This window comes from Oerskovia sp. NPDC060338, from assembly GCF_042726295.1.
Taxonomy (GTDB): Bacteria; Actinomycetota; Actinomycetes; order Actinomycetales; family Cellulomonadaceae; genus Oerskovia; species Oerskovia merdavium.
Map to the genome: position 1 here is coordinate 20,290 of NZ_JBHXCQ010000016.1, position 22,701 is coordinate 42,990.

The window sequence follows — 22,701 nt, forward strand, 5'->3', positions numbered from 1 at the left end:
AGCCCGTCGTGAAGATCGACCGTGCGGGGGCATCGCTGCCGGCGTCCCGGTCCCTAGGCTGGAGGACGTACGAGCCACCACACGCAACCCACCCGAGGGGCGAGCATGATCGAAGCACGAGGCCTGACCAAGCGGTACGGGCCCAAGACAGCTGTCGACGGGATCTCCTTCACCGTCCAGCCCGGCCAGGTCACGGGCTTCCTGGGCCCGAACGGCGCCGGCAAGTCGACCACGATGCGCATGATCATGGGGCTCGACCGCCCGACGGCCGGCACCGTGACCGTCAACGGTCAGCCGTACGCCGCGCACCGTTCGCCCCTGACCGAGGTCGGGGCCCTCCTGGACGCCAAGGCCGTGCACACGGGCCGCAGCGCCTACAACCACCTCCTCGCGATGGCGGCCACGCACAACATCCCGAAGACCCGCGTGCAGGAGGTCATCGAGATGACCGGCCTGCAGTCGGTCGCGAAGAAGCGCGTCGGCGGTTTCTCGCTCGGCATGGGCCAGCGCCTGGGCATCGCGTCCGCGCTGCTGGGCGACCCCAAGACGCTCATCCTCGACGAGCCCGTCAACGGCCTCGACCCCGAGGGCGTCCTGTGGGTCCGCAACCTGGCCCGCTACCTCGCGTCCGAGGGCCGGACGGTCTTCCTGTCCAGCCACCTCATGAGCGAGGTCGCGCTGACCGCGGACCACATCATCGTGATCGGCAAGGGGCGCATCATCGCGAACGCGCCCGTCAAGGACATCGTCGACGGCGGCGCCCAGCACACGGTCCGTGTCCGCACCCCGCAGGCCACGCAGCTCGCCGAGCTGCTGACCCGTGACGGCGCGACCGTCACGTCGGACGAGCCCAGCCTGCTCCAGATCACGGGCGTCGAGGCGCCCGGCATCGGCGAGCTGGCCGCCGCGTCGGGCATCGTGCTGCACGAGCTCACGCCCGTGACCTCGACCCTCGAGGAGGCGTACATGCTCCTCACGGCCGACTCGGTCGAGTACCAGACCGAGTCCGCGACCCAGCACGTGGGCCACGGCGTCGACGCTCCGGCCGACGCCCAGATCTCCGAAGGAGCCCAGCGATGACCGCCGCCACCGTCTCCGCAGCACGCCCGACGGCGCAGCGCGCCCCGTCCGCCCGTCTCACCTTCGGCGGAGTCCTCAAGTCCGAGTGGATCAAGCTCTGGACCCTGCGCTCGACCGTGTGGACGTTGTCCATCACGGTCGTGGTCATGGTCGGGATCGCGCTGATGTTCGCCGCGATCCTGAACATCCCGGACGTCGAGGCGGGCGGGGGCGACGGCTCGTCCATGTCGGACTTCTTCCCGTCCGCGACGATCGTGACGATCGGCTACTCGGTCGGGCAGCTCGCGATCGCCGTGCTCGGCGTGCTGGCCATCACGGGCGAGTACTCGACGGGCATGATCCGTTCGACGTTCTCCGCGGTCCCGCGCCGCCTGCCGGCGTTCTTCGCCAAGCTGGCCGTGCTCTTCGTGACGAGCTTCGTCGTCACGCTCCTCGGTGTCGGCCTCTCGGCCCTCGTCACGGCCCCGCTGCTGTCGAACCAGGGCATGGCCCTGGACCTCGGGTCGAGCGACAACGTGCGCATCCTGATCGGGGCGGCGCTCTACGTGGCGACCATCTCGGCGCTCTCGCTCGGCATCGGTGCGCTGCTCCGCAGCACCGCGGGCGCGATCTTCACGGTCGTCGGCCTGCTCATGGTGGTCCCGCAGATCCTGTCGATCGTCGCGATGGCCACGGGCAACAAGGTCGTGGAGAACATCTACAAGTTCCTGCCGGGGGTGGCCGGAGAACGACTCCTCGCCACCGGCGGGTCGATCGACCCCATGACCGGGGCTTCCTCCTCGGGCGCGCTCGAGCCGTGGGTCGGCTACGGCGTCCTCGCCGGCTGGACCGTCCTGGTCCTGGTCGTCGCCGCGGTGATGCTCAAGCGTCGGGACGCCTGACCATCTCCCGCACCGCGCACAGCCCGGCGCCGGACCACGAGACCCGTGGTCCGGCGTCGGGCGCTGTGCGTCCCGGGGCTCCGAGCACCCCCGGTGCCGGCAGGGCACCCAAGTCCTCCCCCAGGCCGCGCTCGGGCAGCATCGCGGTCTTCACCGAGCTCGACGCACGCAAGCTCGGACCGGTCCGCCGGTACTTCGTCCGTCACCCGGTCGTCATGGACTGGTTCGTCGCGGCCTGGTTCACGGTCCCCGGCCTCCTGACGACCCTGCTGCCGCCCGAGCACGCGCGCTACGGTGTCGCCGCAGCGACGCTCGTGGGCGGCGCCGTGCTGCTGTGGCGTCGGCGCAACCCGCTCCTGACCGCAGCGGCCATCGGGGTCCTTGCGGTCCTCACGATCGCCCTCAGCGGCGACTCGGCAGGCTTCGAGCTCGCGGTCGCGTTCGCGATCTACGCGGTCGCGACGACCTACCGCCCGGTCGTGGCGTGGAGCGTGCTCGGGGCCCTGGTCCTGACCGTGTGCACCGCAGAGATGGTCTGGTACGACTTCGCGGTGAGCGAGTCCGGCGCGGTGGTGCGCGCCGAGGTGGGCAGCGGTGAGGTCACGGGGTCCCGGGTCGCGGCCGTCGCGATCACGCTCACGTTCGCGCTGCTGGGCATCGCGATCGGGTCGAGCGTGCGCGGCCGGCGTCTGCACGTCGCGGACCTCGTGGACCGTGCCAACGCGATCGCGCGCGACCGCGACCAGCAGGCGCAGCTCGCGGCCGCCGCAGAGCGGGCGAGGATCTCGCGCGAGATGCACGACGTCGTCGCGCACAGCCTGACCGTCATGGTCGCGCTCGCCGACGGGGCCAAGGCGCTGGGGGCCAAGGACCCCGAGCTCGCGGGCCAGGCGCTCGACGAGCTGACCGAGACGGGCCGGGCCGCGCTCGCCGACATGCGCCGGGTCCTGGGGGTCCTGCGCGACCCCGACGGCTCGATCGCGCCCCTCACGCCCACCGCCGACGTGCCGACCATGGAGGACATCGCGGAGCGCTTCCGGCACGCGGGCCTGCCCGTGCGTCTCGTGCGGGTCGGCGTCCAGCCGGACCCCGACCCGGGACTGCGTCAGGCTGCGCACAGGATCGTGCAGGAGTCGCTGACCAACGTCCTGCGCTATGCGCCCCTGACCCCGATGGTCGTGGTCGAGATCGCCCGGCGTGACGCGGGCGAGGCCGACGGTGGAGACTGGCTCGTGATCACGGTCACCAACAAGGCGGGGCGCGCACCGGGCGGGACGGCCCGGGACGGGGCGGACGCCCGCCCCCTGCCCGCGGGCATCGCGGGCGACCAACCCATCGGCACAGGAAGAGGGATCATCGGGATGCGCGAACGTGCGGCCTTCTACGGGGGGACGGTCACGGCCGGTCCCACGGGCTCGGGCTGGGAGGTCGTGGCGAGGCTGCGCCTCGACGGCACGGGGAGCGACCACGCGTCCCGGCCAGACGGCGGTACGGGGGCCCCGCTGTGAGCCTCCCGTCCACGAGAGGGCCGGGCGGCTCGGACGAGAGCGCGGAGGACGGTGCCCGGACGTCCGTGCCGCACGACGCCACGCACCCGGTCCGGGTCCTGCTCGTCGACGACCAGTCGCTGCTGCGCATGGGTTTCCGCATGATCCTTGCCGCCGAGGACGACATCGAGGTGGTCGGCGAGGCGAGCGACGGCGAGACCGCGTTCGCCCAGGCCACGGCCCTGCGCCCCGACGTGATCCTCATGGACGTGCGTATGCCCGGCGTCAACGGGATCGACGCGACCGAGCGGATCGTCGCCGAGCTGCCCGCGAGCCGGGTCATCATCCTCACGACGTTCGACCTCGACGAGTACGCCTTCGCGGCGCTGCGCGTGGGTGCGAGCGGGTTCCTCCTCAAGGACGCGCGGCCCGCAGAGCTCGTCGGCGCGATCCGCAACGTCGCGAGCGGCGACGCCGCGGTCTCGCCCCGGGTCACGCGCCGGATGCTCGAGATGTTCGCGGGCTACCTGCCCGAGGACGCGCACGCACAGGGTGCTGCGGGTCCCGGGCACGGTGTCGACGACCCGCGCCTGCGCGAGCTGACCGCGCGCGAGCTCGAGGTCTTCGCCGCGCTCGGCGAGGGGCTGTCGAACGCCGAGATCGCGGCGCGCTTCGTGGTCTCCGAAGCCACGGTCAAGACCCACGTGGGGCGGGTACTGGGCAAGCTCGGTCTGCGCGACCGCGTCCAGGCCGTGGTCCTGGCGTACGAGACGGGTGTGGCGCGCCCGAGCTGAGCGGCGCCGTCTGGCCGGGTGGTGGGCCGACGGGATCGGGAGGATCGTCGGAAGGGGCCCGACGCCCGTCGGCTCCGTCCTGCACGTCGCGGAAGAGGATCGCCATGCCAGCCCACCACGACCCGTTCGACGCCGGCTTTTCCGGCGACCACGACCGCGACTACGAGATCCGCACCGTCCTGGGCGGCGCCCCGAGCGGGGCCGCCGACGTGGGCGAGGTGCTCGCCGCCGTCGCGCACGTGCGCGACAAGGACCACCAGGGGTGGTTCGACGCGTGGCACGATCTCGGCGACCGGGTCGCCAGGATCGCCACGGATGCGGCGGCCGCCGGGCACGACACGAGCGCCGCCGCCGCGTTCCTGCGGGCGTCGGCGTACTACGCGGTCGCGGTCGACGCGGTGGCCGCGCTCGAGGACGACAGCCTGCTCCTGCCCACGTTCCGCAAGCATCGCGACGCGTGGGACCGGTGGGTCAGGACGAGCGGGCTCGTCGTCGAACGCATCGACGTCCCGTACGAGGGCACGACCCTGCCCGGGTACTTCTTCAGCGCGTCGGACGCCGCGTCCACCGCAGCGATCGCCGCAGACCCGGGGCAGGTCCGCCCGCGCTCGCTGCTGGTCGCCGTCAACGGGTCCGACGGCTCGTTGACCTCGATGTGGACCGCGTGCCTGGCGGGCGCGCTGCGCCGCGGGTACCACGCCTTCGTGTTCGACGGCCCGGGTCAGCAGTCGATGCTGTTCGAGCACCAGGTGCCGTTCCGCCACGACTTCGAGGCCGTCCTGACCCCCGTGCTCGACGCGCTCGTGGACCGCCACGACGTCGACGCCTCGCGGATCGCGGTCTACGGGTCGAGCCAGGGTGGCTATTGGGTGCCGCGCGCGCTGGCGTTCGAGCACCGTCCTGCCGCTGCCGTCGTCGACCCCGGGGTCGTCCAGGTCGCGGCCTCCTGGACCCGGACGATGCCGAAGACCCTCCTCAAGCTCCTCGACGAGGGCAAGGACCACGCGTTCGACCGGGACATGGACCTGGGCCTGCGCCTGTCGAAGGGCACGGCGGCCACGTGGCGGTTCCGCTCCCGCCCCTACGGCGTCGAGGGCTACGCCGCGACGCTCCGCGAGGTCCAGAAGTACGACCTGCGGGACGTCGCGGCACGCATCACCACTCCCCTGCTCGTGACGGCGCCCGAGGGCGAGCAGTTCTGGCCCGGTCAGTCCGAGGAGCTCGTCCGGCTCGCGCCCGACGTCGCGACCCTCGTGCGGTTCACCGCGGCCGAGGGGGCGAGCCTGCACTGCCAGCCCCTCGCGCGCGCCCTGACCGAGCAGCGGGTCTTCGACTGGCTCGACGAGGCGCTCGCCCCGGTGCTCGTGGCCGACGAGCGGTGAGCGCACGAGGCCCGCCCGTCCGGGAAGGACGGGCGGGCCTCGGCGTGCTGAGCCCTCGCGGGGCCGCGTGCAGGACGCAGCAGGTGTCAGACCGCGGGCTCGACCTCCGGCTTCTCGGTGGTCCTGCCGACGAGCTCGGCGGCCTCGGCGTCACGCTTCGCAGCGCGCCTGGCCGCCCGCTTCTCGCCCGCGCGCTCCGCGATCGTGTAGAGCACGGGCACCACGACGAGCGTGAGCAGCGTCGAGGACAGGAGCCCGCCGATCACGACGAGGGCGAGCGGCTGCGAGATGAACGAGCCGCCGCCCGTGATGCCGATCGCCATGGGCGTGAGCGCGAAGATCGTCGCCGCGGCCGTCATGACGATGGGGCGCAGTCGCTGGCGCGAGCCCTCGATCACGGCCTCGTCCAGCCCGCGCCCCTGCTGGCGGTACTGGTTGATGAGGTCGATGAGGACGATCGCGTTCGAGACCACGATCCCCACCAGCATGAGCATGCCGATGAGCGCCGGCACACCGAGCGGCGTGCCGGTCGCGAGCAGCAGGAGCAGCGCACCGGTCGCGGCGAAGGGGATCGACACGAGCAGGATGAACGGCTGCAGCAGGCTGCGGAACGTCGCGACCATGACGAGATAGACGATCGCGATCGCGACCAGGAGCGCGAGGCCCAGGTCGGCGAACGCGTCGGCCTGCTGGGTCGCGACGCCGCCGAGCTCGACGGTCGCCCCGCCCGGCAGGTCGAGGTCGTCGATCGCGGCCGTGAGGGCCGTCGTGAGCGTGCCGAGGTCCTGGCCCGCGGGCGTGACCGCGATGGTCGCGCTGCGCTCGCCGTTGACCCGGGAGATCGACGTGGGGACCTCGACCTCGTCGATGCTCGCGATCTGCGTGAGCGGGACGACGCCCGCGGCCGTGGGCACCACGAGCGCCTCGAGCTCGTCGACCGTGGCAGGAGCCTGCCCGACGGCGACGCGCACCTGCACAGGGCCGTCACCGAGGTTCACGCTGCCCACGGGCGAGGGCGACATGAGGCTCGCGACGGTCCCGGCGACCTGGGTCTCGGTGAGCCCGACGGCGGCTGCCGCGTCCCGGTCGACCGTCACCTGGATCGTGGACTGGGCGCTCGCCAGGTTGTTGGTGACCTCGGACGCGCCCTCGGTGTCGTCGGCGAGCTGCTGGACCTGGTCGGCCGCGTCGGCCAGCGTCTCGGTGTCGGGAGCACGGACCACGAGGTCGACGGTCGAGCTGCCGAACGCTGCGTCGGCTCCCGCGACCGTGATGCCCTCGGAGTCCTCGCCACCCAGGTCGGCGACCGCGTCACGGACCTCCTGCTGCGCCGCGACGCCGTCGGCGTCGGCCGAGAGCGTGAGCGAGAACGTGGCCTTCGGCGATCCTCCGCCGCCGAAGAACGCGGCCTCGGGGCCGCCCGCGGTACCGACGGTCGTCTGGACGGTGTCCACGGACTCGAGGTCCATGAGCGCCTGCTCGACCTCACGAGCCGCGGCGTCCTGCGTCGCGAGGGACGTGCCCGGCGCGAAGGACTCGGTGACCGTGATCGTGTCCTGACCGGAGTCGCCCAGGAAGTTGGTCTCGAGGCGCGGCACGAGCGCTACCGTGCCCGCGAGGACCGCGACCGCGACCGTCAGCGTGATGGCGGGGTGACGCAGTGCGGCGCCCAGCGTCGGCAGGTAGCCGCGCTGCCACAGTCCGCGGCGCTCCTTGAGCTCGGCCGCCTCGCGGGCCTGCTCCGCCACGATCCGAGCCTGCTCGGGGTCGGCCGGGACCGCGGGGGCCTTGATGAACCAGTAGGCCAGGACGGGGACGATCGTCAGCGCGACGAGCAGCGACGCCGTCATGGCGATCGCGACCGTCATGGCGAACGGACGGAAGAGCTCGCCGACCATGCCGCCGACCAGCGCGATGGGCAGGAAGACCGCGACGGTGCAGACGGTCGAGGCCGTGATCGCGCCGCCGACCTCCTTGACCGCGGTGAGGATCGCGGTGGTCTTCTTCTCGCCGTAGGACAGGTGTCTCTTGATGTTCTCGATCACGACGATCGAGTCGTCGACCACGCGGCCGATCGCGACCGTCATGGCCCCGAGGGTCAGGATGTTCAGGGTGTACCCGGTCGCGTTCATGACGATGAACGTGACGAACAGGGACAGCGGGATCGAGACGGCCGAGACGAGGGTCGAGCGCAGGGACGTGAGGAACAGCAGGATCACGACGACCGCGAACACCAGGCCGAGCAGGCCCTCGGTCGCGAGGCCCTCGATGGACTCCTCGATGAACGGGGCCTGGTCGAACACGACCTCGACGCGCACGTCGCTCGCCTCGAGGGCGCCGTCCATGTCCTCGATCGCGGTCTGGATCGCGTGCGAGACCTCGACCGTGTTGCCGGCCGGGGTCTTGGTGATCGCCACGGCGAGCGCGGGCTCGCCGTCGAGGCGCGAGTAGGAGGTCGCGGGCTGCGGGCCCACGGTCACGGTCGCGACGTCGCCCAGGGTCAGGGGCGTGCTCGGGGCGGCGGGCGCCGTCGGGCCTGCTGCGGCCGAGGGAGAGACGACCAGCGGCAGGTTGATCAGGTCGTCGGCGCTCGTGACCGCCGAGCCGACCTGGACGGACAGGGTGCGGTCGCCCGCGGCGACCGTCCCGGCCGGGACGACCACGCCGTTGTCCTGGAGGATCGTGGTGACCTGGGCCGGGCTCAGGCCCGCGGCGGCGAGAGCCGCGACGTCGAGGTCGATCGTGACCTGCTGGTCGGCGACGCCGCTGACCGCGACGCTGCGCACGTCCGCGACCTCCTCGAGCGCGGGCACCACGACGCTGTCGACCGTCTGGGCGAGCGCTGCCTCGTCGGCTCCCCCGGAGACGGCGAGCTGGATCACGGGGAGGTCGTCGACCGAGCCGGTCACGACGGTCGGGTCCACGTCGGCAGGCAGCTGGCTGCTCACGCGCGTGACCGCGGTCTGGAGCTGCTGCGCGGCGAGGTCCATGTCGGTGCCGTACGTGAACTGCACGGTCGTCACGGACATGCCGGTCGAGGAGCTCGACGTGACGTCCTCGACGCCGTCGACTCCGCGGGCGGCGGTCTCGAGGGGGGTCGTGACCTGCTGCTCGACGATCGCCGGGGCAGATCCGGGGTACACGGCGACGACGGCGGCGGTGGGGATCTGCAGGCTCGGGATGAGCTCCTGCTTGAGCGATCCCATGCTGACGACGCCGAACACGGCTATCGCGATCGTGGCGAGCGCGACGACGGCGCGGTTCGCCAACGACGTTCGGGCGAGACGGAACACGGGGCCTCCAGGGCACGGTGGATTGTCACGACGTCGTCGTCGCGGGGTCGTTAGCCTAACGCTAAGCAATTGCGAGAAGTTCCCGTGTCCCACCAGCCGGGAAACTGCAGGTCACGGGCCCTCAGGGGGCCAGGACGCCCGCCGCGCCTCCGATAGAGTCGGCCGCGTGACCCCGCCCCCCGACCCCGACCGCGCCCGGCTCGAGCACGAGCTCGTCGAGGCGCAGCGCACCCTGCAGGAGCTCGTCCTCGCGCGACGCCTCGAGCCGCTCATGCGCACTCACCTGACGGCTCAGCAGATGCGTGCCCTGGGGATCCTGCTCATCGACGGTGAGCGCAGCACGACCCACCTCGGCGAGGTCCTGGGAGTCAGCCCCGCCACGATCTCCGGGATCGTCGACCGGCTCGAGGCCGCGGGCATGGCGTCCCGTCGCGCCGACCCCGAGGACGGGCGCGTCCGCCTCGTGGCCGCGACCGAGCGCGGGGCCGAGGCGGTGCGCAGCATCGTCGCGAACGACGGGCCCGCGGGTCCTGAGACGCTCGCGCTGCTCACGGTCCCCGAGCTCGAAGGGCTCAAGGCGGGCCTCGGCGGGCTCCTGCGCGTCGCGCGCGAGGGTGGCGCACGGGCCCCGGAGTCCCGCGCCCAGGACGCCTCGCACCCCGGCGAGCAGTAGGCGCGGGGCGGGCTGCGCCGTCGGGCCGACGGCAGGTGCGTCCCGCACGGATGCCCGACGGCGCCTCCCGCCTCCCGCTCAGATCTCGCCGAGCGCTTCCTCGGGAGTCCCCTCGACGGCCCGGGCACGGCGGTTCCAGCGCGACCACAGGACCGACTCCCCCAGCTCGCCCGCCATCTTGTGGGCGGTCGCGAGGAACGCGACGACCCCGACGAGGAGCACGCCCGCGCCGACCCAGTACGGGACCGTGAGCCCGACGGGGTGGAGCAGGCCCGCGATCACGGGAGCCGGGGCAGCGAAGCCCCACCGGACCAGGTTGAAGGCACCCGTGGTCACACGCCGGTCGGGGCTGCCGAGCGCGAGCGAGAGGTCGGTCAGGTTCGCGTTCGCGATGCCCATGAACACCCCGGCGACCACCAGGACGACGACCGACCCGGCCGTGCCGAGGTCGAGCGCGAGGGCCACCGTGGCCAGGAGCACGCCCACGACGGCGATCCCCATGGTCTGGACCGCGCCGACCGTGTGCGCGAGCCTGTGCCCCACGACGAGGATGCCGAACGCGAGCCCGATGCCCCATGCCGTGAAGACGAGGCCGAGCGGGATGACGTCGAGCCCCAGGAACACGGGCGTGTAGCCCAGGATGATGAAGAACACGAAGTTGTAGGCCGCGGTCACGATGCACAGCGCCCGGAAGCCGGGCTTGCGGAAGAGCGCGAAGACCTGCCCCACGTGGAGCGGGGCCGGCTTCTCGGCCGGGTCCTTGAGCCGCGTGATCGAGAGCGCGAGAGCGACGATCATGAACAGGCCGCACGCGAGGAACGGGATGCGCCAGCTGAACTGGCCCAGCAGCCCGCCGATGAGCGGGCCGACCGCGAAGCCCAGGCCCACGCAGGTCTCGAACAGCCCGACGACCCACTCGCGGTCGTTCGCGAGCGAGACGAGCAGGACCATCGCGGTCGCGAAGAACATCGCGTTGCCCAGTCCCCACAGCCCGCGCAGCGCGGCGAGCTGCCCGATGTTCTGCGAGAGGGCCGCGAGGATCGCCGCGACCGCGACCAGGCTCACGCCCGCGCCGAGGACCTTCTTGTACCCGAACCTCCCGGTCGCGAGGACGGCCGGGATCATGCCGATCGCCATGACCGCGATGTAGGCCGTGAAGAGCAGCTCGATCTGCCAGGTGCTCGCGCCGATCTCCTGGCCGATGATCGGCAGGATCGGGTCGACCACGGCGATGCCTGCGATGGCGAAGAAGGCCGTGAGCGCGGTCGCGTAGATCGCGGTCTTGTTGGGCTCGTTCCTGGTGGTTCTGGACACACGTCCCCCGGGTCTGTGGGTGCTGGTACGCGGGCCGTCGCGGCCTCGCCGGATTTACCTGCATCATGCAGATAACTACCTGTAGTTAACACCCATGACAGTTGCTCGGGGTAACAGTTCCGTGGATCGCATCGCCGAGGGAGGTGCGGCGGCACCCGACCCCGCAGCGCGCGAGGTGCTCTCGAGCATCGAGCTCGAGCTCGCCCAGCTCCTGCGACGCGCCGAACGGACCACCGCTGCGGGACGCGCCAAGTCGGCCCGGGCAGGTGGACCGCCGAGCGGCACCCTGGACAGGTCGGCCTACCTCCTGCTCCACGACCTCCTCGTCGACGGGGCCCAGAACGTCAACACTCTCGCCGACCACCTGGGCCTCGACGCCTCGACCGTGACCCGGCAGGTCGTCGCGATGGAGAAGGCCGGCCTCGCCCGCCGCACACGCGACCCCGCGGACGGGCGCGCCGTCCTGGTCGAGGCCACGCCGCAGGGCATCGACGAGCTGGCCCGGCACCGCGAGATGCGCACCGAGCTCTACGCCGAGGTCCTGGCCGACTGGTCACGCCTCGACCGGGCGCTCCTGGGTGAGCTGCTCGAACGGCTCAACGACGACCTGGACGCCTACAAGCGCGGCGGGCGCAGGGTCGCGGACTGACGGCATCGCCACGGCGCAGCCCGGTCGGACGGCCCGCGACCCATGGGCCCGTGCGACAGACGGGCGTCACAGCACCGGACGCAGGTCATGCGAGGCGCTGGGTAGCGAGATGACGCTCGAGCCGACCGACGGCACCCAGCAACCTCGTCCGGTCGGGACTCGTCAGCACTGCGCTCTCGTCCGCGTGCGGCAGATCGAGGATCAGCGTGACGCCGCACCCGCGGACGGCCGCCGAGCGTGCGCGCCCGCTCTTGCCGTCGAGCAGCAGATCGGGCGGAGGCATTCGGATCGCCTGCCAGGCAAAGAGCCAGCCTTGGCCCGCCCGGTCGAGCTCGTCGGCGGCATCGAGCACCTCCGCCGGGCTCATGAGGAGGTCGTACCGGAGCCCCCGCACCCTACGAACCCCCGCGACATCGGGCGCTGCGAGCGGGATGTCGACGTCGTGCCAGCCCGACCGGAAAGGTAGGTGCCCCTCGATCACCACGAACGGGACCTCCAGATCGAGGGCCCGCACGAGCGTCGACGGGTGCATGCCGTGCACGCCGACCGACCACAACCCGTTGGCCATCTCGCGCGGCTCCTCGATGCTCACGGCGAGATCCTAGCCAGGCGGACCCACCACACCGCCCACAACGGCTCCAAAGAACTTGTTGCAAAGAAACTCTTGCAAAGGGGTCTTTGCATCGCTACGGTGGTGCCATGCCCATGAACCACGACTCCGAGCAGACGCCCGAGCCCCGCGCTCAGCGGCCCGTCGGCCCTGACGCGCTCAAGGCGCTGTCGCACCCGTTGCGGATCCAGATCCTCGATCTCCTAGGGCACCACAGCGCGCTGACCGCGAGCGGTCTGGCTGAGCTGCTCGGCGAGTCGAGCGGCGCCACGAGCTACCACCTGCGCCAGCTCGAGCGTCACGGGTTCGTCCAGGAGGTCCCGGGCCGCGGCACCGCGCGCGAGCGCTGGTGGGAGCGGGCGCCCGGCGGGTTCACCATCGAGCTGCCCGACGACGCGTCGGCGTCCGGCGGCGACAGCCAGGCCAACGTCATCGCGACCCTCGCGATCAACCGCGAGTTCGAGGCCATGCGGCAGCGCAAGATCATGGACTTCCTCGACGGCGCCCGCACCCTCGATCGCACCTGGCTCGAGTCCGGCGCCACGCTCGCGACGATCAACATGTGGCTCACCAAGGAGCAGCTCGCCGAGGTCCAGGCCGAGTGGCAACGCTTCAGCGACACGGTCCTCGACCGGTTCGCCGGTCAGCAGGACACCCCCGGGGCCCGCCCCGTCCAGGTCCACTTCAACGCGTTCCCCCTGATCAACGGCAAGGAGAACCCCTCATGAGCACCTACGCACCGACCCGCGCCGACCTCCGTTCACCGTCCCTGCGCGCGCTGCGCCCGAGCGACCGGTTCCTCGTCGCCGTGGGCGAGCGGCTCACGACCTGGGGCGAGCGCCGCGCTGCCGCGCACGCCCTGCAGGTCGTGCGCGGCACCACGCTCGACGCCGCCGCCGACGACCGCGCCCAGCTCACCGCTCGCCTGCACGAGGGCCGCTCGATCGTCTGACCGGGGTCCGCGGTGCGTCGCCGCACCGCGGAGCCCGTCTGCCGTCGGCAGATCCGCCCCGGGCAGATACCCGGGCCCCGACCACCTCACCGGGGAGAGGGTCGGAGCATGACGAACCAGCCACCGCTCCTGCGGACCGAGGCGGCCCCGCTGCCCACCTCCCCGTTCGACGACCAGCTCTCCTCACGCCTGCTGCACCAGCGCATCGTGGTCCTCGGTACCGCCGTGGACGACGCCGTCGCGAACCGCGTGTGCGCGCAGCTCCTCCTGCTCTCCGCCGAGGACCCGCGTGCCGACATCGCGCTCTACATCAACTCTCCCGGCGGTTCGGTGAGCGCAGGCCTCGCGATCTACGACACGATCCAGCTCGTGCCCAACGACGTCAGCACGCTCGCGATGGGCTTCGCCGCGAGCATGGGGCAGTTCCTGCTGTGCACCGGCACCGCGGGCAAGCGCTACTCGCTCCCCCACGCGCGCATCATGATGCACCAGCCCTCGGCCGGGATCGGGGGGACGGCCGTGGACATCGCGATCCAGGCCGAGAACCTCGAGTACACCAAGGGCCTCATGCACCGCCTCACGGCCGAGCACACGGGCCAGACCACCGAGACCGTCACGGCCGACAGCGACCGCGACCGCTGGTTCACGGCCGAGCAGGCCCTCGCCTACGGCATGGTCGACCACATCGTCGCATCGGTCGACGACGTCCGCCCCACCGCCCACTCCCGGAAGGTCGGCCTCTGATGTCCACCTACACGATCCCGACGGTCGTCGAGCGCACCCCGCTCGGCGAGCGCGCGTTCGACGTCTTCAGCCGCCTCCTCTCGGAGCGCATCATCTTCCTCGGCACCGAGATCGACGACGGCGTCGCCAACGTCGTCATGGCCCAGCTCCTGCACCTCGAGTCCGACGCCCCCGACCAGGAGATCGGCCTCTACATCAACTCCCCGGGCGGGTCGATCACCGCGCTCATGGCCATCTACGACACCCTGCAGTTCATCCGCTCGGACGTCTCGACGATCTGCATGGGCCAGGCCGCGTCGGCCGCCGCGGTGCTGCTCGCCGCAGGGACACCCGGCAAGCGGTTCGTGCTCGAGCACTCGCGGGTCCTGCTGCACCAGCCCTCGGGCGGCGCGGAGGGCACCATCTCCGACCTCACGCTCCAGGCCCAGGAGATCCTGCGCCTGCGCTCGGAGACCGAGCTCGTCCTGGCCCGGCACACGGGTCAGAGCGTCGAGCGGCTGCGCGCCGACACCGACCGCGACCGCATCTTCACGGCCCACCAGGCCGTGGAGTACGGGCTCGCCGACGCGGTGGTGACCTCGCGCAAGCTGTCGGTCGCGGCGTAGGTGCGTGACGCCGTCGGGCGCGGTGGTCCCCCTGCCCGACGGCGTCGCTCACCGCGCGCGCCCGGCGCGCCCGAGCCGCGGGCTACTTCTTGCGGCCGAACCACCCGCGACGCTCGGGCCGCTCAGGCGCCGGCGCGGGTGCAGGCTCCGGCTCCGGGGCGGCCGTGAGCGTCGCCGACAGGTTCGTCAGGCGCCCGTGACCGTCGAACGCCACCGTCACCTCGCCGTCCGACGCACCCACGACGGCTGTCTGCTCGTCGAGCCAGCGGATATCGAGGCCGCGCAGGACCGCGTACGCGCGCACCGCTCGGCGGTGGTCGGAGACCGTCGTGCTGCCGATCCCCTCCGGGATCACGCGCAGGACCCGCGGGACCGAGGCCGGCGGGAGCTCGAACCGCGGATGGGTCAGCAGGAACCATGCGCACGTCCCGCCTCCCGTGGGGGCCGCGAAGTGCGTGAAGTGGCCCGTGACGGCCTTGGCGGCGAGCGCGAGGCGGTACGGGACCGCGTCGGTCAGGAGGATCTCGGCCGTGCTGAGCTCGAAGATGCCCCCCGAGACCCCGCGCTGGTGGACGTGCTCGGCCGCGGCCACGACGCCGTCCGGGAAGTTGTTGACGTTGTGCCAGCCCCACAGCCAGCTCTGCGTCCCCGGGGCCGCCGTCCCCAGGAAGTGCGCCCCGCACACGAGCGGGATCTCGCTGTGGAAAGTGAGAGTGCCCGCCTGGAGGTCGGCGTCCCACGCGGACTCACCGCCCAGCTCGGCGAAGTGCACCTGGTGCTCGGTCGAGAGGATCACGGCGCGGTCGACGAGGTCCTGGAGGGTCGGGGCCGGGTTCGTCTGCGACATCCGTTCAGCACACCACCGACGAGCGCGGGGCGCGCGGCGAAACGGACAGATCGACGCGCGAGGAGGGCGGATTCACCCACGGCGGAATCCGGTGGCGCGAGACCCTCGGAGCCGCGGTCGGCTGGTGCCGCGCGCGGTGGGACCGACCGGCCGGGGGCGTCCGGGCAGGGCCGGCCGGTCACGGCGGTGCCACGGGATCGTGCGGCCGCGTGAGCGTGCGGCGTGGCGATCAGGCTGCGAGCAGCAGGACCGTCGTGGTGGGCGTGGTGCTGAGCACCGGTGCCGCGCTGCGGCGCGGCGTACCGAGCGCGTGGAGCTCGCGCTCGGCACGCGGGCGCGACGTGAGGCTGCGGCGCTCGACGCCCGCACGGCGGTTCGCCTCGGCGTCGAACTCGTCCTGGCTGCGCGCCAGCAGGTCGACCACGCGCAGGCCGAGCGCGCGGCAGATCGCGGCGAGCACCTCCGACGAGGCCTCCTTGCGGCCGCGCTCAACCTCCGAGAGGTACGCCGTCGAGACCTGGGCCGCGAGGGCGACGTCGAGCAGCGTGCGCGCCTGCTCGGTGCGCTCGGCCCGCAGGATCCCGCCCAGGACGTGGCGCAGCAACGGTTCGGCGGTCCGGCGCTCGAAGAGCACCACCTGGCCTGCGGCTGCCATCGCGTGCTCCTTCGTCGCGGTCGTGGGCTCGGCGGCCCTCGTCCCCTCAACCTAGCGCCGACCTGCGACCCGGAGGCCCGCAGGAGTGGCTCGTCTGCTGCTGGCGTAACGTGGGAACGACTCCGAGGAGACCTTCGCGAGAGGCGGCCCACCCGTCTACGTCTCGGTCGCCGTGGGCGACGCGTCGCTCGGGATCGGGGTCGACCGCGAGAGCACCGACGTCGGGCACACGCACCTGTGGGTCACGGTCGACGACTGCGACCTGGCCGTGTCGCACCTGGCCGCAGCCGGGGCCGTCGTGGTCTCGCCGCCCGAGGACCAGCCGTGGGGCGAACGCGTCGCCCGGGTGCTGGACCCCGACGGCAACCAGGTGTCGCTCGGCCAGTAGGCCGCCGAGGACCCGGAGCCGGACGGGCCGACGGGGTTGTCGTAGGCCCTCGCGCGTGGGGCCGTGGGGCTGTGGGGCCGTGGCACCGTCATCGCTCGACCCGCCACCGGCGGTCGGGCGGCACGGTCCACCATCCGCGCGCAGGCGGCTCGACGACGAAGGCGCCGCTTGCCAGGATCCTGGCATCGAGGGACGCGAGCAAGAGCCGGAGCTCGCGGGCAGGGCCTCGTGGCATGGCATGGGCGGCGCGCTCGAGGTCAGAGCGTCCTTGGTAGACGTCGGGGCTGCATGCGCAACAGACCGACGGCCACCTCCCCTGGCGTGCGACCGTCTCCAGGAGGGTGAGGTCGGCGTACAACGCCTTGGGCCAGAAGCGGCGAGGGTCCAGCCGTGCGATGGCTGAGTGGACCGAGCCGGACAAGCGGCCGTCCTTCTTCAGGCGAGCGGATCGCCGAGGCATGGTTCGATGCGCTCGAACCTGCGATGGGGGCCTACGCGGCACAGCCCTTCGAGGGGATGTTCATGGGGAGGATCCTGCCATACGAACTCCGAAGTGCCCCCACTGGGACTCGAACCCAGACTGCGCCGATTTTAAGTCGGATGCCTCTGCCGATTGGGCTATGGGGGCCCGGGTGAGGATATCTCGGCGACGGCCAGGGGCGCCGCACGGCCCCTCCGGCGCGCCCCTGCGCTACGACCCCGCGAGCGCCCAGCGGATCGCCTGCGTGACGGTCCGGCCACCCGCCCGCACCAGCACCGACTCACCCCGCATCGGCCACCGCACCGGGATCATGCGCCGCGACCACGGGGGCAACGACGCGACCGAGGCCGCGCCCAGCGCCGCGTACGGGCCCCTGGCGAGGAACGGGAGCGGCGGCTCGGACAGCAGGAAGCGCGCGACGTCGTCGGACTCGGTGGTCCTCGCGAGCTGCGGGCGGAACTCCTCGAAAGCCCTCGCCAGCTCGACGCGCGAGCGCGGCGGGTCCACGGCTCCGAGCCGGTCCGCGACCGTCGCGGCCTGGGCCAGGTACTCGTCGCAGCCCGCGGCGTCGAGGGGACGCTCGCCGTAGCGCTGGTGCGCGGCGAGGAAGCTGTCGGCCTCGGCCACGTGGACCCAGCGCAGCAGCCAGGGGTCGTCGGCAGCGTACGGGCGACCGTCGGGAGCCGTGCCGCGCACGCGGACGTGCACCGAGCGGACCACGTCGATCGCCTGCTGCGCGTGCTCGACCGTCCCGAACGTCGTGACCGCAAGGAAGGTGCTCGTGCGGGCCAGGCGACCCCACGGGTCGCCGCGGTACCCCGAGTGCGCCGCGACCGCCGCCATGGCGAGCGGGTGCAACGACTGGAGCAGCAGGGCCCGCAGCCCGCCCACGAACATCGACGCGTCACCGTGGACGCGCGCGATCGCCGAGTCCGGTGCGAACCAGCGGGGACCCGGGGTGTCGTGGATCCGAGAGCGCTCGGCCGGGCCGTCCGGGCCCGCGACACGCTCGAACAGGGCACGGCCCGCACGGGACCGCAGGTCGTCGACCACGCGAGTGCTCACCCGTCCATTGTGCGCGCCGGTCGGCGTCCCGGGACGCCGCGAGGGCGGCCCCTTCCGGGACCGCCCTCGCGGGACGTGCTGACGTGCGGGTGGCTCAGGCCTTGGTCGAGGCCTTCTTGGTCGCCTTCTTGGCCGGACCGTGGCCCGCGTCGGTGCCCGCTGCCTCGGCGGGAGCAGCCGTGGAGGACTTCGCCTCGGCACCGCCCGACTCGGCCTCGGCGGCCGACGACACTGCCTCCTGCTTGACGGGCTCGCCCGCAGCCTTGGGCGGCACGGACGCCTGGCGGAACTCCGCGCGCGGGTCGTGGAGCGAACCGAGCGAGACGAGCTCGCGGCCCATGAGGAACTGACCCATCCAGCCGATCGCGATGCGGATCTTGCGGTTGCCCGTGGGCATCGCCATCACGTGGTAGCTGCGGTGCATGGCCCAGGCGAGGAAGCCCTTGAGCTTGAAGATGCCGAACAGCTCGGCGACACCCTTGTACAGGCCGAGCGAGGCGACCGTACCGACGCTCTTGTGCTTGTACTCGACGGGCTCGTCGCTGCGCAGCACGGCGACCAGGTTGTCGGCGAGGCGCGTGGCCTCGCGGATCGCGTGCTGAGCGTTCGGCGGGCAGAACTTGCCGGGGTTCAGCAGGTCCGGGACGGCGGCGCAGTCGCCCGCGGCCCAGGCGTCGGGGATGACGTTGCCGTCCTCGTCCGCGACCTGGAGCGTCGGGAGCACGATCACGCGGCCGAGCTTGTCGACCGGCAGGTCCGAGCTCTCCTTGAGGACCGGGTTCGCCTTGACGCCCGCGGTCCACACGATCGTGTCCGTGTCGAACTCGACGCCCGTCGAGGTGACGACGTGACCGTCGACGCACGAGGAAAGGAACGTGTTGAGGTGGAACTCGATGCCGCGCTTCTTGAGCTCCTCGAGCGCGTAGAGGCCCATGGGCTCGGAGACCTCGGGGAGGATGCGTCCCGAGCCCTCGATCATCACGAAGCGCAGGTCCTCGGGGTTGATCGTCGGGTAGTTGCGGGTCGCGTAGCGCGCCATGTCCTCGATCTCGGCGATCGCCTCCATGCCGGCGAAGCCGCCGCCGATGAAGGCGAACGTGAGCATGCGCTTGCGCAGGTCCTGGTCCCAGGTGGACGACGCGACGTCCATCCGGTTGATGACGTGGTTGCAGACCGCGATGGCCTCTTCCACGTTCTTGAAGCCGATCGCGTTCTCCGCGAGGCCCGGGATGGGCAGCGTGCGCGAGACCGAGCCGAGGCCGACGATCAGGTGGTCGTAGGAGACCGAGTAGTCGTCGCCCTCCTCCGGGTGGATCGTGATGTTGCGCCCGGCGTGGTCGATCTCGACGACCTTGCCCTGGAGCACGTCGACACCCTTGAGGGCGCGGCGGTGGGGCGCGACGACGTCGCGCGCGTCGATCGACCCGGCGGCGGCCTCCGGCAGGAAGGGCGCGTACGTCATGTACGGGCGCGGGTCGACGACGACGATGGCCGCCTCGCGCTTGCCGAGCTTCTTGCGGAGACGGCGGGCCGAGTACAGACCGACAGAGCCGCCACCCAGGACGATGATGCGGGGGACCTTGCGGGGACGCGGCGACGCAGCGTTGTCCGCGTTCTGGGCAGGGGTGACCGAGGTCAGGTCATTCTGAGGCATGAAACCAGAGTATTACCGTCTTCAACTTCTTGGTGAACTTCTGTCCGATCCGTGGGCGTGACAACCTTCACAAGCGGCCTTTTCGCGTGTCGTTTGGGGGCGGTACGGCCGCTTTGGCGAGGGTTGCGAGGTCGCCGAACCCGAGGTTCGCCAGGCGACCGACGTGGGTCGGCTGGCGAACCTCGGGTGACGGACGGGGGTCAGCCGCCCGACGACGCAGCTCCCGTCGAGGCCTCGAGCACCGGTCGGGCCGTGGTCGGGGCGGGCGCGCCCTGACCCCGGCCCGAGGGGGCCGTGGTCCCCTCGACCGGCTGGTCGACCGGGGTCTCGCCGCCGGCCGGGGCCTCCGGGGAGGCCGGCGCCTCAGGGGCTGCCGGATCCGGCGACGTGTCCGTCGTGGCGTCAGGTGCAGTGCCCGGCGACGTGCCGGGCGTGGCCGCCTGTCCGCCGCCGCCCGTCGAGGGCACCAGGAGCGGCTGAGCCTGCAGGAACGGCGACGGCATCGACCGGGGCTGCTCTCCCTCGAGCGGCACGGGACGCTCGGAGCCGTCCCACTCGACAGCGTCCTCGGGCAGCCCGCGCAACGGGTACACGTTCCAGCGCTCCCGACCGTCGGTCGAGAACGACGGCTGGAAGTACCAGCCCTGCTCGAAGTCCGGGAGGCTCCAGGCCTGCGTGGTGCCCTCCCCCGTGATGGTCCGGACGGGACGACCCTGGTCGTCGAAGATCTGGACGTCCTGGAGAGCCCGACCGCTCGCGTCGTAGACGAACAGGTTGCTGACCTGCGAGCCGTCGACGAACACGCCGCCGTCCCCGCTCCCTGTGCTGACCTGGCTCATCCCCTCGCGCTGAGCCGCCTCGTAGCCGGCCCCGTAGCCGATCTCGTGGCCGTAGGAGTACAACCCGCCGTCGTCAGAGCCGCCCCAGCCGGTGAGCCCGTTGCTCGCACCGAAGGCTGCCCCCAGGAGGACGGGCACGGCCACGACGACCGCGACGACGTTCACGACCTTGCGCAGGGTGTGCACCGCGCGCCATCGCAGCCACCGGCCCCGTCCCCACTGCACGCTCACGACGATCGCCGCGAGCAGGAGCAGGCGCCAGAAGGGCTCGCGCGGCACCAGGCCGAAGCCGGTCGAGAAGCCGAACCAGGCGTGGAGCACGAGAACCACGACCCACGCCCGCAGCACCCACCACACGGGCCGGAGCACGTCCGCGAACTCCCTGAAGGCGGCCCACTGCGCGGTGGACGTCACCGGAGCCCACAGGGACTTCCACCCCGACTCGAAGATCCCTCCGAGCACGAACAGGCGTCCGCGCACCCCGATCCGCGGGCGGGGCCCCGGGGCTGCAGGATCCAGTCCGGCCGCAGACCGGAGCTCGGCCGCGTACTCGGCAGCCGGACCGAAGCGTGCGGCGACGTCGAGGAACGAGGTCGCTCCGCCGTCGGGCACCTCGCTCCCCGCCTGGCGCGGCCGCAGCGAGCCAGGCATGTCGGCGAGCGCCTCCGCGAGGTCCGCCTCGAGGCCGTCGGTGAGGTCGTCGACCTGCTCGGGCGACAGGTCGGCGAGGTGCGCGCGGACTTCCGCGGCGTAGCGGTGTACCTGGTCGAGGATCACGTCCTCGGGGCTCATGGTCGTGGACATCACGCGGCTCCTTCCGAGGTCCCGAGGAGGCCGGTCAGCGTGCCGGAGAACTCCTGCCACTCCTTGCGCTGGGTGTCGAGCACGGCCCGCCCCTGCGCGTTGATGCCGTAGTACTTGCGGTGCGGGCCCTCGTCGGAGGGGACCACGTAGCTCGTGAGCATCCCGCCCGAGTACAGGCGGCGCAGCGTGCCGTAGACCGACGCGTCACCCACCTCGACGAGCCCTGCGGCTCGCAGGCGGCGCACGACGTCGTACCCGTACCCGTCCTCGTCCGCGACCACGGCGAGGACCGCCGCGTCGAGGACGCCCTTCAACAGCTGTGTGGTGTCCACCCTGACTCCCTGCTCGACCGGCTCCTGTGCGGCAGACACTACTACGCGAACCGCACTACCGGTCAGAGCGAACTACCGCATGTCGCGCTCGTGAGCACACGCCCTCGCCGAGAAGTGAGCAGATGCCCCTGGATCGCGCGATCCAGGGGCATCTACTCACTTCTCGGTAGGAGACCTCACGCGATCGACAGCGCGATCCCGTCCAGGATGTCGTGCTCGCTCGTCACGACCGACGTGAGCTCGCCGCCCGCGGCCGCGACGTCGTCGCGCACCCGGCGCACGACCTCGGACCACACGAGCGCCCCCGCCCCGATCACGTCGATGCGTCCCGGGTGCATGAAGCCCAGCGCCTCGCGCTCGGCGCGCGTGCGCCCCAGCAGGTCCTCGCACGCGTCCAGCGTCTGCTCGACGGTCAGCACCGCGCCGTCGATCCGGTCGCGGTCGTAGCGCTCGAGGCCCAGCGCGTGCGCGGTCACGGTCGTGACCGAGCCCGCGAGCCCGACGAGCGTCGCGGCCTTGCCCAGCGGGACGGTCTGCGTCGCGACGTCGAGCGCGGCCCGCACGTCGGCCCGCGCCGCCGCGATCTCCTCGGCCGTCGGCGGGTCCGAGCGCAGGTGACGCTCGGTCAGGCGCACGCACCCGACGTCCATGGACCACGCCGCCTCGGGGGCATCGGTGCCGAGCACGAGCTCGGTCGACCCTCCCCCGAGGTCCACGACCACGAACGGACCCTCGTGGTGCGCCGCGACCACACCGGTCGCCCCGCGGAACGACAGCTCGGCCTCCTCGTTCCCGGAGACGACCTCCGGCTCGACGCCCAGGCGTGCGAGCACGCCCTCGACGAACTCGCCGCGGTTCTCGGCGTCGCGCGTGGCCGACGTCGCCACGAAGCGCGTGCGCGTCGCCCCGAGCTCCTCGATCACGGTCGCGTACTCGGCCGCCTGGTCGAGCGTGCGGGCCAGGGCCTCGGGAGCCAGCCGCCCCGTACGGTCGACGCCCTGACCGAGCCGCACGACCTCCATGCGGCGGTCGAGCTCGGTGAGGACGCCCGTCGTGGAGTCGACGTCGGCGACGAGGAGGCGGATCGAGTTGGTACCGCAGTCGATCGCGGCGACACGAGAAGAAGTCATGGCATCAAGGGTGCCATCCTCTGCGCCACCGGCGGGCGGCCG

At 72.2% G+C, this 22,701-nt stretch carries 22 protein-coding genes and 1 tRNA gene; 12 read left to right on the forward strand and 11 right to left on the reverse strand.

What is annotated here, in order from left to right; translation table 11 throughout:
- The first annotated feature begins 105 nt into the window (after positions 1-105).
- From ACFWGN_RS18645 to ACFWGN_RS18665, 5 genes are all read left to right on the forward strand, one after another.
- The gene (locus ACFWGN_RS18645) at positions 106-1,080 is read left to right on the forward strand and encodes an ABC transporter ATP-binding protein (RefSeq protein ID WP_377618973.1); all 975 of its coding nucleotides are present in this window, start codon (positions 106-108) and stop codon (positions 1,078-1,080) included.
- Positions 1,077-1,961: an ABC transporter permease gene (locus ACFWGN_RS18650; RefSeq protein WP_377618975.1), complete on the forward strand. Its 885-nt coding sequence runs from the start codon at positions 1,077-1,079 to the stop codon at positions 1,959-1,961. The genes ACFWGN_RS18645 and ACFWGN_RS18650 overlap by 4 nt, the downstream gene beginning before the upstream one ends.
- Before the next feature lie 65 nt (positions 1,962-2,026).
- Positions 2,027-3,469 (forward strand): sensor histidine kinase, encoded by a 1,443-nt coding sequence (locus ACFWGN_RS18655; RefSeq protein ID WP_377618976.1) that lies wholly within the window; start codon positions 2,027-2,029, stop codon positions 3,467-3,469.
- 128 nt (positions 3,470-3,597) lie between these two features.
- The gene (locus ACFWGN_RS18660; protein ID WP_197486996.1) at positions 3,598-4,242 is read left to right on the forward strand and encodes a response regulator transcription factor; all 645 of its coding nucleotides are present in this window, start codon (positions 3,598-3,600) and stop codon (positions 4,240-4,242) included.
- 104 nt (positions 4,243-4,346) lie between these two features.
- Positions 4,347-5,624: an alpha/beta hydrolase family protein gene (locus tag ACFWGN_RS18665; protein ID WP_377618978.1), complete on the forward strand. Its 1,278-nt coding sequence runs from the start codon at positions 4,347-4,349 to the stop codon at positions 5,622-5,624.
- An 86-nt stretch (positions 5,625-5,710) separates the two neighbouring features.
- Here ACFWGN_RS18665 and ACFWGN_RS18670 read toward each other — a convergent pair whose 3' ends face one another.
- Entirely contained in the window at positions 5,711-8,917 is a 3,207-nt protein-coding gene (locus ACFWGN_RS18670; RefSeq protein ID WP_377618980.1) for an efflux RND transporter permease subunit, read from the reverse strand.
- A 166-nt stretch (positions 8,918-9,083) separates the two neighbouring features.
- On the opposite strand from ACFWGN_RS18670, the gene ACFWGN_RS18675 reads away from it, so the two are divergent.
- Positions 9,084-9,590 carry a MarR family winged helix-turn-helix transcriptional regulator gene (locus tag ACFWGN_RS18675; protein WP_377618982.1) on the forward strand — a complete coding sequence of 169 codons (507 nt, stop codon included), beginning with the start codon at positions 9,084-9,086 and terminating at the stop codon, positions 9,588-9,590.
- A gap of 78 nt (positions 9,591-9,668) precedes the next feature.
- On the opposite strand, the gene ACFWGN_RS18680 is transcribed toward ACFWGN_RS18675, so the two are convergent.
- Positions 9,669-10,904: an MFS transporter gene (locus ACFWGN_RS18680; protein ID WP_377618984.1), complete on the reverse strand. Its 1,236-nt coding sequence runs from the start codon at positions 10,902-10,904 to the stop codon at positions 9,669-9,671.
- A 121-nt stretch (positions 10,905-11,025) separates the two neighbouring features.
- Between ACFWGN_RS18680 and ACFWGN_RS18685 the strand changes: the two genes are divergently transcribed.
- Positions 11,026-11,553 carry a MarR family winged helix-turn-helix transcriptional regulator gene (locus ACFWGN_RS18685; protein ID WP_377618986.1) on the forward strand — a complete coding sequence of 176 codons (528 nt, stop codon included), beginning with the start codon at positions 11,026-11,028 and terminating at the stop codon, positions 11,551-11,553.
- 85 nt (positions 11,554-11,638) lie between these two features.
- Here the strand turns inward: ACFWGN_RS18685 and ACFWGN_RS18690 are convergent, their stop codons facing one another.
- Positions 11,639-12,145, reverse strand: a complete 507-nt coding sequence (locus tag ACFWGN_RS18690; protein WP_377618988.1) for a hypothetical protein — start codon at positions 12,143-12,145, stop codon at positions 11,639-11,641.
- A gap of 107 nt (positions 12,146-12,252) precedes the next feature.
- Between ACFWGN_RS18690 and ACFWGN_RS18695 the strand changes: the two genes are divergently transcribed.
- The 4 genes from ACFWGN_RS18695 (at position 12,253) to ACFWGN_RS18710 (ending at position 14,464) form a co-directional block, all read left to right on the forward strand.
- Positions 12,253-12,891, forward strand: a complete 639-nt coding sequence (locus ACFWGN_RS18695; protein ID WP_377618989.1) for an ArsR/SmtB family transcription factor — start codon at positions 12,253-12,255, stop codon at positions 12,889-12,891.
- Positions 12,888-13,115, forward strand: a complete 228-nt coding sequence (locus ACFWGN_RS18700; protein ID WP_377618990.1) for a hypothetical protein — start codon at positions 12,888-12,890, stop codon at positions 13,113-13,115. The genes ACFWGN_RS18695 and ACFWGN_RS18700 overlap by 4 nt, the downstream gene beginning before the upstream one ends.
- Before the next feature lie 108 nt (positions 13,116-13,223).
- Positions 13,224-13,859: a ClpP family protease gene (locus ACFWGN_RS18705; RefSeq protein ID WP_377618992.1), complete on the forward strand. Its 636-nt coding sequence runs from the start codon at positions 13,224-13,226 to the stop codon at positions 13,857-13,859.
- Positions 13,859-14,464, forward strand: a complete 606-nt coding sequence (locus tag ACFWGN_RS18710; RefSeq protein ID WP_377618993.1) for an ATP-dependent Clp protease proteolytic subunit — start codon at positions 13,859-13,861, stop codon at positions 14,462-14,464. Before ACFWGN_RS18705 ends, ACFWGN_RS18710 begins: the two co-directional genes overlap by 1 nt.
- Before the next feature lie 82 nt (positions 14,465-14,546).
- On the opposite strand, the gene ACFWGN_RS18715 is transcribed toward ACFWGN_RS18710, so the two are convergent.
- Positions 14,547-15,311, reverse strand: coding sequence for a DUF6882 domain-containing protein (locus ACFWGN_RS18715; protein ID WP_377618995.1), 765 nt, complete (start codon positions 15,309-15,311; stop codon positions 14,547-14,549).
- A 229-nt stretch (positions 15,312-15,540) separates the two neighbouring features.
- Positions 15,541-15,966: a helix-turn-helix domain-containing protein gene (locus ACFWGN_RS18720; protein ID WP_377618996.1), complete on the reverse strand. Its 426-nt coding sequence runs from the start codon at positions 15,964-15,966 to the stop codon at positions 15,541-15,543.
- 172 nt (positions 15,967-16,138) lie between these two features.
- Here ACFWGN_RS18720 and ACFWGN_RS18725 point away from each other — a divergent pair, with 172 nt between their 5' ends.
- Entirely contained in the window at positions 16,139-16,354 is a 216-nt protein-coding gene (locus tag ACFWGN_RS18725) for a VOC family protein (protein WP_377618998.1), read from the forward strand.
- 554 nt (positions 16,355-16,908) lie between these two features.
- On the opposite strand, the gene ACFWGN_RS18730 is transcribed toward ACFWGN_RS18725, so the two are convergent.
- The 6 genes from ACFWGN_RS18730 to ACFWGN_RS18755 all read right to left on the reverse strand — a co-directional run bounded on the left by ACFWGN_RS18730 (position 16,909) and on the right by ACFWGN_RS18755 (position 22,659).
- Positions 16,909-16,982 (reverse strand) — tRNA-Leu (locus ACFWGN_RS18730).
- 63 nt (positions 16,983-17,045) lie between these two features.
- Positions 17,046-17,900, reverse strand: a complete 855-nt coding sequence (locus ACFWGN_RS18735; RefSeq protein ID WP_377618999.1) for an oxygenase MpaB family protein — start codon at positions 17,898-17,900, stop codon at positions 17,046-17,048.
- A 94-nt stretch (positions 17,901-17,994) separates the two neighbouring features.
- Positions 17,995-19,554: an NAD(P)/FAD-dependent oxidoreductase gene (locus ACFWGN_RS18740; protein ID WP_377619000.1), complete on the reverse strand. Its 1,560-nt coding sequence runs from the start codon at positions 19,552-19,554 to the stop codon at positions 17,995-17,997.
- A 200-nt stretch (positions 19,555-19,754) separates the two neighbouring features.
- Positions 19,755-21,197 carry a hypothetical protein gene (locus tag ACFWGN_RS18745; protein ID WP_377619002.1) on the reverse strand — a complete coding sequence of 481 codons (1,443 nt, stop codon included), beginning with the start codon at positions 21,195-21,197 and terminating at the stop codon, positions 19,755-19,757.
- Positions 21,197-21,529, reverse strand: a complete 333-nt coding sequence (locus ACFWGN_RS18750; RefSeq protein ID WP_191800339.1) for a PadR family transcriptional regulator — start codon at positions 21,527-21,529, stop codon at positions 21,197-21,199. The genes ACFWGN_RS18745 and ACFWGN_RS18750 overlap by 1 nt, the downstream gene beginning before the upstream one ends.
- A gap of 176 nt (positions 21,530-21,705) precedes the next feature.
- Positions 21,706-22,659: an exopolyphosphatase gene (locus ACFWGN_RS18755; RefSeq protein WP_377619004.1), complete on the reverse strand. Its 954-nt coding sequence runs from the start codon at positions 22,657-22,659 to the stop codon at positions 21,706-21,708.
- Positions 22,660-22,701 lie beyond the last annotated feature (42 nt).